At 54.0% G+C, this 9,999-nt stretch carries 13 protein-coding genes, 1 pseudogene and 1 riboswitch; of the genes and pseudogenes, 9 read left to right on the forward strand and 5 right to left on the reverse strand.

The window, feature by feature from the left end; genetic code table 11:
• The first annotated feature begins 31 nt into the window (after positions 1-31).
• The 7 genes from J3353_RS16620 (at position 32) to J3353_RS14870 (ending at position 5,788) form a co-directional block, all read left to right on the forward strand.
• A complete protein-coding gene (locus J3353_RS16620; RefSeq protein ID WP_337926898.1) occupies positions 32-826 on the forward strand; it encodes a rhodanese-like domain-containing protein in 795 nt (264 codons plus the stop codon).
• 373 nt (positions 827-1,199) lie between these two features.
• Positions 1,200-1,314, forward strand: a riboswitch (FMN riboswitch).
• Between the two features lie 151 nt (positions 1,315-1,465).
• Positions 1,466-2,590 carry a bifunctional diaminohydroxyphosphoribosylaminopyrimidine deaminase/5-amino-6-(5-phosphoribosylamino)uracil reductase RibD gene (ribD, locus tag J3353_RS14845; protein ID WP_156070469.1) on the forward strand — a complete coding sequence of 375 codons (1,125 nt, stop codon included), beginning with the start codon at positions 1,466-1,468 and terminating at the stop codon, positions 2,588-2,590.
• Complete coding sequence (locus J3353_RS14850; RefSeq protein WP_207685147.1) at positions 2,554-3,195, forward strand: riboflavin synthase; 642 nt, start codon at positions 2,554-2,556, stop codon at positions 3,193-3,195. Before ribD ends, J3353_RS14850 begins: the two co-directional genes overlap by 37 nt.
• 12 nt (positions 3,196-3,207) lie before the next feature.
• Positions 3,208-4,404, forward strand: a complete 1,197-nt coding sequence (locus J3353_RS14855) for a bifunctional 3,4-dihydroxy-2-butanone-4-phosphate synthase/GTP cyclohydrolase II (protein WP_207685148.1) — start codon at positions 3,208-3,210, stop codon at positions 4,402-4,404.
• 21 nt (positions 4,405-4,425) lie between these two features.
• Positions 4,426-4,902: a 6,7-dimethyl-8-ribityllumazine synthase gene (ribE, locus tag J3353_RS14860; RefSeq protein ID WP_117534999.1), complete on the forward strand. Its 477-nt coding sequence runs from the start codon at positions 4,426-4,428 to the stop codon at positions 4,900-4,902.
• 20 nt (positions 4,903-4,922) lie between these two features.
• Positions 4,923-5,339: a response regulator transcription factor gene (locus tag J3353_RS14865; protein WP_156060483.1), complete on the forward strand. Its 417-nt coding sequence runs from the start codon at positions 4,923-4,925 to the stop codon at positions 5,337-5,339.
• Positions 5,336-5,788 carry a low molecular weight protein-tyrosine-phosphatase gene (locus J3353_RS14870; RefSeq protein WP_156060481.1) on the forward strand — a complete coding sequence of 151 codons (453 nt, stop codon included), beginning with the start codon at positions 5,336-5,338 and terminating at the stop codon, positions 5,786-5,788. Before J3353_RS14865 ends, J3353_RS14870 begins: the two co-directional genes overlap by 4 nt.
• Before the next feature lie 61 nt (positions 5,789-5,849).
• Here J3353_RS14870 and J3353_RS14875 read toward each other — a convergent pair whose 3' ends face one another.
• Positions 5,850-6,140 carry a 23S rRNA methyltransferase gene (locus J3353_RS14875; RefSeq protein ID WP_156060029.1) on the reverse strand — a complete coding sequence of 97 codons (291 nt, stop codon included), beginning with the start codon at positions 6,138-6,140 and terminating at the stop codon, positions 5,850-5,852.
• A 62-nt stretch (positions 6,141-6,202) separates the two neighbouring features.
• On the opposite strand from J3353_RS14875, the gene J3353_RS14880 reads away from it, so the two are divergent.
• Positions 6,203-6,469, forward strand: coding sequence for an Rrf2 family transcriptional regulator (locus J3353_RS14880; protein WP_097777359.1), 267 nt, complete (start codon positions 6,203-6,205; stop codon positions 6,467-6,469).
• Positions 6,470-6,671: 202 nt separating this feature from the next.
• On the opposite strand, the gene J3353_RS14885 is transcribed toward J3353_RS14880, so the two are convergent.
• From J3353_RS14885 to J3353_RS14900, 4 genes and pseudogenes are all read right to left on the reverse strand, one after another.
• On the reverse strand, positions 6,672-7,853 hold the full coding sequence (locus J3353_RS14885; RefSeq protein ID WP_097771452.1) for an FprA family A-type flavoprotein: 1,182 nt from the start codon (positions 7,851-7,853) through the stop codon (positions 6,672-6,674).
• 19 nt (positions 7,854-7,872) lie between these two features.
• Entirely contained in the window at positions 7,873-8,565 is a 693-nt protein-coding gene (locus tag J3353_RS14890; protein WP_156060030.1) for a DUF2249 domain-containing protein, read from the reverse strand.
• A 4-nt stretch (positions 8,566-8,569) separates the two neighbouring features.
• Positions 8,570-8,827, reverse strand: a complete 258-nt coding sequence (locus J3353_RS14895; protein ID WP_097771454.1) for a DUF2249 domain-containing protein — start codon at positions 8,825-8,827, stop codon at positions 8,570-8,572.
• A 52-nt stretch (positions 8,828-8,879) separates the two neighbouring features.
• Positions 8,880-9,017 (reverse strand): annotated as a pseudogene (locus J3353_RS14900) (ferredoxin); the annotation flags it as partial.
• A gap of 115 nt (positions 9,018-9,132) precedes the next feature.
• On the opposite strand from J3353_RS14900, the gene J3353_RS14905 reads away from it, so the two are divergent.
• The gene (locus J3353_RS14905) at positions 9,133-9,828 is read left to right on the forward strand and encodes a Crp/Fnr family transcriptional regulator (protein ID WP_097771455.1); all 696 of its coding nucleotides are present in this window, start codon (positions 9,133-9,135) and stop codon (positions 9,826-9,828) included.
• The last annotated feature ends 171 nt before the right edge of the window (positions 9,829-9,999 follow it).

The following is a 9,999-nucleotide window of genomic DNA, read 5'->3' on the forward strand; positions in this document are numbered from 1 at the left end:
GCAGTAAACACAGTTGCATTGGAGGTTGATTATGCGTCAGATATTGCTTTTCGCGGCACTTGCCGCCGTGCTTGCACTGCTTCTGGTGAGCTGCGGGGGAACCAAGGACAAGCCGGTGCCGACAGAGGAGGACGCTCCCGGCAAGGCGGCGTATCATAAGATCAGCGCCGAGGAAGCCTATGAGATGATGATCTCGCAGGAGATCGTGGTGGTGGATGTCCGCACCCGGGAGGAATACGATGGCGGGCATATTGAAAACGCCGTCCTTGTGCCCAACGAGAGCATCGGGAGCGAAATGCCCGAGACGCTGCCCGATAAGGAGGCGACGCTGCTGATCTACTGCCGCAGCGGCCGCCGCAGCAAGGATGCTGCACAAAAGCTGCTGGCGCTGGGGTATCAGAGCGTCTACGACTTCGACACGATCCTGATTGTCCAAATTCAATTCAAGGTCATGGTCGATGATGGGCAGCTTGAACCGGACGGACTTCAGCCACTGTCCATTAGGCTGGCGTTCCGGGTAGATCTGCACCTCGTCGATCAAAATTTCCACCAGTCTGCGGCGTTCCGCCTCGGTCATGGTGGCATAAAGCTTGTCAAAGCAAATCAGGATCTTATAGATGTTGTCGCCTGTGATTTTGTCGGCTTCAATGGCCTGCTTCTTTGCCCGGGCATCCATCAGTCCATTTTCCACCTCTTCGGTTTTATCGTACATCTTATAAAGGCGGTCGTCAAGGTCAGATTTTCGGGCGATAAAGTGCCGGTCGTCCGGGTCAAGGCTGTCGATCTCCTCCATAAGCCGGGATTTTGTGGAGTAGTGCTGCCGTAGCTGCTTCTCATAGGCGGCGATCTCCTGCTCAATGGCAGTGGTATCTACCTTCATGTGTAGACCTTAGTCTTTTCTGCTGCCATTTCCAGCACCTCCCATTCGTACCGTCTTGTTCGGAATAGACTTTGCAAGCAAAGTCGTGTGCCAAAGGGCGCTGCTCTCGCCTGTCGGCTCGGTCAAGCGCTTCAAAATGCAACGCATTTTGAGGTCGCCACTGGCGACCCGCGCCCCTTTGGATTCTCCGTTCACATTGTCCTACGGACGATGTGATTTTATTGTTGTAGCGATTCGCTTCATCCCGGTTTCGTCCCGGTTTGTAGAATGCCCTTGCAATCCGAAAGAAGCCGTGCTATAATGCCGCTGTAATTGAATCAGAAATCTTCAGGGCAGGGTGCAATTCCCTACCGGTGGTACAGCCCACGAGCCGTAAGGCATGATTCGGTGAAACTCCGAAGCCGACAGTACAGTCTGGATGAAAGAAGATATCAAGTGCAGAACCCGTACGGTCCTGCGCTTGTGGAGGCTGCTCTGGGATGCGTTTGCATTCTGGAGCTTTCTTTTTTGCACAAGGATCCCTTGTGTTTTTTCGGCTTGCCCTGAACGTTTTTGTTCAGGGCTTTTTCTTTTGGAGGCAACACGATGAACGACAAAGACTATATGCGTCTGGCTTTGCAGCTTGCAAAAAAGGGCTGCGGGTGGACATCGCCCAACCCGATGGTGGGTGCCGTGGTCGTAAAAGAGGGCAGGATCATCGGACAGGGCTGGCACCAGAAATACGGTCAGGCTCATGCGGAGCGCAATGCGCTGGCATCCTGCACCGAAGATCCGCAGGGAGCGACCATGTATGTGACATTGGAGCCGTGCTGCCATTACGGAAAGCAGCCGCCCTGCGTGGATGCGATTCTGGGTGCAGGCATCCACCGGGTGGTCGTGGGTTCTGCTGACCCGAATCCGCTGGTGGCTGGAAAAGGAATTGCAATCCTGCGCGCACATGGCATAGATGTGACCGAAAATGTTTTGCAAGAGGAATGCGATGCGCTGAACAAGGTATTCTTCCACTATATCACCACAAAACGCCCCTTCGTTTCCATGAAATACGCCATGACGATGGACGGAAAAATCGCCACATACACAGGCGCTTCCAAATGGATCACCGGGGAAATTGCCCGGAATCATGTTCAACGGCAGCGGCACCGATTCCGCGGCATTATGGTGGGAGTCGGAACCATTCTGGCAGATAACCCGCTGCTGACCTGCCGGATAGAGGGTGGCCGTGATCCTGTCCGGATCATCTGTGATACACATTTGCGGACACCGCTGCAATCACAGGTGGTCATGACCGCCAAACAGGTCCCCACCATTCTTGCGACCTGCTGCGGCGACCCGGAGAAGCAGGCGGCATATCAACAGACCGGGTGCCGAGTCCTTTGTCTGGAAGAGCAATGCGGTCATGTGAATCTTCCGCAGCTGATGGAACAGCTGGGGCAGGAGCAGATCGACAGCATTCTGCTGGAAGGCGGCGGAACCTTGAACTGGTCTGCACTGGAAAGCGGCATCGTGCAGGAGGTGCAGGCTTACATTGCCCCGAAGCTGTTCGGAGGAAGGGATGCCAAAGCACCCATTGAGGGTGCAGGTGTCCCGCTTCCGGATGCTGCATTCCGCCTGAAGAACAGCCGATTGGAACAGCTTGGCAAAGATTTCCTGATCGAAAGTGAGGTGGAGTACCCGTGTTTACCGGAATCGTGGAAGAAGTCGGAACAATAAAATCCATCAATCGGGGACAGCATTCTGCTGTACTGACTGTTCGTGCAAAAACGGTTCTGGAAGGAACCAGGATCGGCGACAGCATCGCCGTCAACGGCATCTGCCTGACCGTCAGGCAGCTCTTCCCGGATAGCTTTGCTGCGGATGTCATGCACGAGACCTTGAACCGCTCTGCGCTTGCGCAGCTCACCGTTGGAAGTGCTGTCAATCTGGAACGTGCCATGCCGGCCAACGGACGTTTTGGCGGACACATCGTAGCAGGCCATGTGGATGGGATCGGACGTATTGCCAATATCCGAAAAGACGATACGGCCATCTGGTACACCATTCATGCAGATCCCACGATCCTTCGCTATGTCGTTGAAAAAGGCTCTATCACAATAGACGGTATCAGCCTGACCGTGGCCGCGGTGGAACCTACCGGCTTTTCCGTGTCCACGATACCGCACACCGTCCGTCAGACGAACCTGCACCAGCGGCACAAAGGAGATTCTGTCAATCTGGAAACCGATGTTGTCGGAAAATATATCGAGAAGCTGCTTCCATCAGAAGCACTAAAGCAAAACACGCTCACAAAAGAAATGCTGCTGCGCTGCGGCTTTTAAGGAGAGTTTACGATGAACTTCAATACCATTCCCGAAGCTTTGCAAGACCTGAAGCAAGGAAAAATCATTCTGGTAACGGATGACCCCGACCGTGAAAACGAGGGGGACTTCATCTGTGCTGCCGAATTTGCCACCACCGAAAACATCAACTTTATGGCGACCCACGGCAAAGGTCTGATCTGTATGCCGATGTCCGAGGCTTTCGTCCAGAAGCTGCAATTTCCGCAGATGGTGCAGTATAACACCGACAACCATGAAACGGCATTTACGGTGTCCATCGACCACGTTTCTACTTCTACGGGCATTTCTGCCGCAGAGCGTTCCATTACGGCGATGGCTTGTGTGGACGATCACGCAAAAGCAGAAGATTTCCGCAGACCGGGCCATATGTTCCCCCTTCTGGCAAAAAAGAACGGTGTGTTGGAGCGCAACGGTCACACGGAAGCAACCGTTGACCTGTGCCGTCTGGCAGGGCTGAAAGAATGCGGCCTGTGCTGCGAGATCATGCGGGAGGATGGCACGATGATGCGCACCGCTGAACTGGCAAAGCTGGCAGAGCGTTTCCAGATCAAATTCATCACCATCCGTGATTTACAGGAGTACCGCAAGTGTCACGATAAACTGGTCGATCGGGTGACGGCAGTGAACCTGCCCACCAAGTATGGCACCTTCAGAGCTTATGGTTTTGTGAGCCGCCTGAACGGAGAGCATCACATTGCACTGGTAAAAGGTGACATTGGCGATGGAAAGGATATTCTGTGCCGCGTCCACTCGGAATGCCTGACAGGAGATACATTTGGCTCTTTGCGTTGTGACTGCGGCCAACAGCTGGCCGCTGCCATGACGCAGATCGAAAAAGAAGACCGGGGTATCCTGCTCTATATGCGGCAGGAAGGCCGGGGCATCGGTCTGATCAACAAGCTGCGTGCCTATGAACTTCAGGAGCAGGGCATGGATACGCTGGAAGCCAATCTCGCTCTGGGGTTCCATGGAGATGAACGGGAGTATTATCTCGGCGCACAGATCCTCCGGGAACTTGGCGTAAAAAGCCTGCGCCTGCTTACCAATAACCCGGACAAAGTATATCAGCTCTCCGAGTTTGGGTTGGAGATCTCCGAGCGCGTACCCATTCAGATGACGGCGACCCCGTATGACCTGTTTTACCTGAAAACAAAGCAGGCACGGATGGGACATCTTCTGGAATATTAACAACGAAAGAGGTATTTAAAAATGAAAACATTTGAAGGCAAGCTGGTTTCTCAGAATATCAAGGTCGGTATCGTAGCTGCCCGATTCAACGAATTTATCACGTCCAAACTTCTGAGCGGAGCAATGGATGGTCTGCTCCGTCACGATGTGCAGGAGGCTGATGTTCATGTTGCATGGGTTCCGGGTGCTTTTGAGATCCCACTGGTTGCCTCTAAAATGGCAAAAAGCGGAAAGTATGATGCTGTAATCTGCCTTGGTGCAGTGATTCGCGGTTCTACCAGCCATTACGACTATGTGTGCAATGAGGTTTCCAAAGGCATTGCCACGGTCTCGCTGGAAAGCGGGGTTCCCGTCCTCTTTGGTGTTCTGACCACCGAAAACATCGAGCAGGCCATCGAAAGGGCAGGCACCAAAGCAGGTAATAAAGGCTATGACTGCGCAGTCAGTGCCATCGAGATGGTAAACCTGCTCCGGGAAATGGATACCGCCGCAGAGTAAAATACACGCAGGAGTTTGCCATGATCGTTATAAAAACCCGACAGCCTGACCCGGAATTGGAGCAGAAGATCCGGATGCTTCTGGAACGAGAGCACATCGAGGCAGAGCAAATATCCATTGATTCATGGGAGAAGTTGGTTCTTCCGGAGCTTACACTGGATGGAACAACCCACGAAGTGTCGTGCAACGGCAGAAAAGTCTCCCTTACACGACTGGAGTTCGATTTGCTGCTGATGCTTGCCTCTCACGAAAGACAAATCTTTTCAAAAGAAGAGCTTTTCCGTGCTGTGTGGGGACAAAACTGTGATGACACCTTAAAGGTCGTGGCAAATACCGTTTCCAATCTGCGAAAGAAGCTGGCCGGCTGCGGCAGCTTTATCCGCACTACCCACGGCGGCTATACTTTTGTAAGCCAAAAGGAGAACGACCCGGTATGACCAGGATCTTATTTATTTGTCTCGGAAATATCTGCCGAAGCCCGATGGCCGAATATATCATGAAAGACCTTGTGTCCAAGGCAGGATTTTCCGAGCAATTTGAAATTGCGTCAGCCGCCACCAGTGCATGGGAAATCGGAAATCCGGTCTATCCTCCTGCACGGCAGAAGCTGGAAGAACATGGCATCGACTGCAACGGCAAGACCGCCCGGCAGATGACCCGGCTGGATTATGCACGGTATGATCATCTGATTGGCATGGACGAAAGTAATCTGTGCGACATCCTACGGCTTGTCGGCGGAGACCCACAGCATAAAGTCTCGCTGCTGATGGCGCATACGGATCATCCCCGTGAAGTGGCAGACCCATGGTTCACGGGAGATTTTGAATCCACATGGCAGGATATACTGGAAGGATGCACGGCATTGCTTGAGGAACTGCGATCATAACAGATTATCATAAAAACGGACGGATGTCTGCCAGTTGACAGACATCCGTCTATTTTTCATTTCAAATCATCTTAAAATACTTCAGTGCCTCCCGGATGGCTTTTTCCTTCTCCGGCGGGCACTTGAACTGCTTGGGGTTCTCAGCCTTAGGCTTGTTGTAGTTCTGCCGCTCCTTGATGCCGCACTTGCGCTTGACCTGTGCAATATAGAGGTTGCTCACGTTCAGACCGGTGTGCTCCTTGACGTACTCCCGGATCTCTTCATAGGTAGCCTTGTTCTCCGCAGCAGTCACGTCCAACTCATCCATCTTCAGGTCTACCGTGATCTTCTGGTAGACATCTAGTTTGGACAAAGCGCATACCGTCTCGGCGGTGTCATCGACTGGCCCTACGAGCTTGTGAAGGAGGGATGATTGTGGACAGTTCTTTTAATCTGGCCGTCCATGCGCTGGTCTGCCTGAGCCACAGTGAACGCTCCCTCAGCAGCGAAGCGCTGGCGGAGAACATCTGCACCAATCCCACCCGCGTCCGCCGGGTGCAGGCGGTGCTGAAAAAGGCGGGAATAGTGGAGACCCGGGAGGGCTTGGACGGCGGCTATCCGGGAAACGCTGGCGCAGTGAGGGCGTGGCTATGGAGCAGATCTATGATACGCTTCCATGTAGCACACTTCGTGTCTCCTTAGAAATCGAGGGTAACGGTCAAAGCCATCCGTTTGCACCATGGTCAAAATGCAAAAAGCGCAACCGCAGATATTCTCTGCGGCTGCGCTTCGATCCATCTTCAAAGCTTCGGCATCACTCAACGCCATATTGTTGTCTAAATAAATCAGCGACGATGTTTTGCTTTTGAGGCATCGGGCGGCCGGACGAAGCCAGACTCGCCGCCTACTCCGCGCAGAGCTCAGCCACCAGAGCGTCCATCTGCGCTTCGCTGGTTTGGTTCAATGCACCACGCAGAGACACTACCGTTTCGTAAAGGTGGATATCCTTCATCTCCTCCAGTTTGGTGCGCATCAGCCGCGCGGCAGCAGGTGCCCAAGAGCCGTTTTCAATAAGACCAACCCGGCGGTTCCGGAATCCCTTTGTCTGTAAATGTTCCAAAAACTCCTTCATGGGCGGAAACAGTCCTCCGTCATAGGTGGAGCAGGCCAACACCAGTTTCCCACAGTAGAATGCGCTGGTCACGGCATAGGAAAGGTCTGTTGCCGTCAGATCGCACATGGTGACTTGCGCACCTTTTCCCTCCAGCTTGCTCTTGAGGGCCTCCGATGCGTATGCGGTATTTCCATGGATGGACGCGTGGACGATCAGGATGCCCTCCGGTTCTTCCGGTTTCCATTGTGACCAGAGATCATAGAGCCGCAGATACTCTCCCAAGTCTTCTGTGAGCATGGGGCCATGGAGCGGGCAGATCGTTTTGATCTCCAGCGCGGAGATTTTTTTCAGCAGCGCCTGCACCTGTGCGCCATACTTTCCGACGATGTTGTAATAATACCGCCGGGCCTGCGGCGCCCAGGGGGCACGGGCAGTCCGTTCCAGTGAACCGAAGCGGCCGAAGGCATCCGCCGAGAACAGGATCTTTTCCTCCTCTTCATACGCTGCCATCACCTCCGGCCAGTGTACCATCGGCGCCAGCAGAAAGCGCAGCCGGTGCAAGCCCAAGGAAAGCGTATCTCTTTCGCCAACCTCCAGCATACGGTCTTCCGACAATGCACCTGTGCCGAAGAACTGCTTGATTAGGGTAAATGTTTTCGCGTTTCCCACGATCTTCATCTCCGGGTACTTTTGTGCCAGTCGCATGAGGCTGCCGGAATGATCCGGCTCCATGTGTGTGACCACAAGATAGTCGGGGTTGCGCCCCTCCAACACCTGCGCTACATTGGAAAGCCATTCCTCCGCCGCCCGTGCATCCACGCTGTCCATCACGGCGATTTTCTCGTCCAGAATGACATAGGAGTTGTAGCTCACTCCCATAGGCTGGACGGGGTACTGGTTTTCAAAGAGTGCTAATGTGTTATCATCCACCCCTACATAGCGGATGGCATCTGTTACCGTTTGAATGGTCATAATACAAAACAACTCCTTATCATCTGTTCAAGACCTGCATCTCTGGGTTCTTCTCCCCGAATTTCTCGCGCAGCGCACTGCAGATATCCTCCCGGGACTTGCCCTGTTTCTCACCGTTTTTAATGAGCTTGTACGCCTGGAACAGCGCCGAGGGGCCGATCTCGCTGCTGAAAAAGCCGATGCCCTGATTCCATGCCAGCAGCTCGAACACGTCGTCCAACGCGGCACTCTCCACACCGTGGATATATGCCTTTACCAGCTCCCGCGCCGCCTGCCTCATCCGGCCCGCACCGACAGCGTTGGTCAGGGACAGCAGCAGCCGCGTTTCGTAGGGCAGTACGCGCTTCTCGCTCTGCCATGTGGTCTCCCAAAAATCCACGGCGATCTGCCCCAGCTTTTCATCGATCATGGGATAGTTCAAAAGAGCCAGCGGCTTGAAGGGAGCGGAGCTGTCGCCTTCCTTCTTCTCCACGCGGCAGAACCAGACATGGAACTCCGCCTCACTCCGCCGCTCGGTGTGGTGCTCGTAGCCCAAGCCCTCCATGACAGCGTACAGTGGATGCGGCTCAAAGATCTGGATGATGTGTAATCCTTCGCCCACCTCCAACGCCTCGGCTCTTTTCTTCAGCCCTTCAAAGAAGCTGCCCTGTATATGGCGCACATCCACGGTCTGAAACCCCTGCGCCTTATTCTTCCAGTTTTCGTAGCTCATGCGGTTATTCTCCTTTCTTCACTCGATAAAACCAGATGTGATATTCGCTGCCGCTCACCTTCTCCGTGTGATGCTCAAAGCCCATAAGGGCCAGCACCGGGTACAGGGGGACAGGCTCGAAGGTCTGGATGATATGCAGTCCTTCGCCGTTTTTCAGCGCGGCAGCCTTTGCCTTCAATGCGGGGAAGAAGTCCATCTTTTTGCCCCGCACGTCCATCACTTCAAATGTGCCGATTTTGTCCTTCCAGTTTTCATAACTCATAGTCTTTGCCTCTCTTGCAGAAAGCTCACGCCTCTTCGAAGGAATCCTTACCCACGCCGTCCAGCTTAGGACAGCCCACCAGGGTGATGTGTCCCTTGATGAACCACTCGTGGAAAGCGGCGTAGGCGTAGGCGGTGCAGTCGGCGGCAATCAGGAGCCGTGCGCCGTCAAAATACGGGGCGTTTATCCTGATCGATTTCAATGATCCGTCGTTTCATGTTCGATCCTCCTGTTGCTTTTGTGCGTTCATTGTACTATACTAAGAGCAACAAGTCAGTTGAATTTTCAACGAAAGAGAACTTTTTATGAAAGAATTTTTTCCGGTACTTCATACGGCGGCGCTTTTCTCCGGCATTTCCGACGATGAGCTTGCCGTCATGCTCTCCTACCTTGGGGCGAGGATCGACACCTTCCCCAAAGGCTCACGCCTGCTCCGCGCCGGGGAGCAGGTGGAGGAGGTGGGTCTCGTGCTGGCGGGCAGCACCCTCATCGTGCAGGAGGATATCTGGGGAAACCGCAACATCCTCTCCAAGACCGGGCCGGGGCAGACCTTCGCGGAGGTATTCGCCTGCGCGCCGGGAGCGGTACTGAACGTGAGCGTAGAGGCGGAGAGCGCGGTGACGGTGATGTTTCTGCATATAAGGCGCGTTTTGAGCGTGTGCCCCTCCGCCTGCTCCCACCACAGCCGGATCATCCGCAACCTGCTGGACGAACTGGCAGAGAAGAACCTGCGGCTCAACGAAAAGCTCACCCACATGGCCCAGCGCACGACGCGTGCAAAGCTGATGTCCTATTTTTCCGCCGAGGCCCAGCGGCGCAGCGTCTATGAGTTCGACATTCCGTTTTCAAGGCAGCAGCTTGCGGATTACCTCGGTGTGGAGCGCAGCGGGCTGTCTGTAGAGCTTGGAAAAATGCGGGATGAGGGCCTGCTCGACTTTCACAAAAGCCATTTCCTTCTCAAAACGCCGGAGACTGACCGTCCCTTTCCTTCTGCGCGTTAAGGAGCCCTCTTTGGGCGTATTGGCAAGTGCGGATAACCCCGTCAGCCACGGAGCGTCGGGGTTTTGCAGATGGAAGAAGCAGCTATACTACGCAAAAAAACACAGCCGCAGAGTACTGAACTGCACCCCATTTGTTAGACAGTATGGTATACTGTTTAGGAAATGGGGTGT

It is taken from the genome of Faecalibacterium sp. Marseille-Q4137 (assembly GCF_017377535.1).
In the GTDB taxonomy this organism is placed as follows: domain Bacteria; phylum Bacillota; class Clostridia; order Oscillospirales; family Ruminococcaceae; genus Faecalibacterium; species Faecalibacterium duncaniae.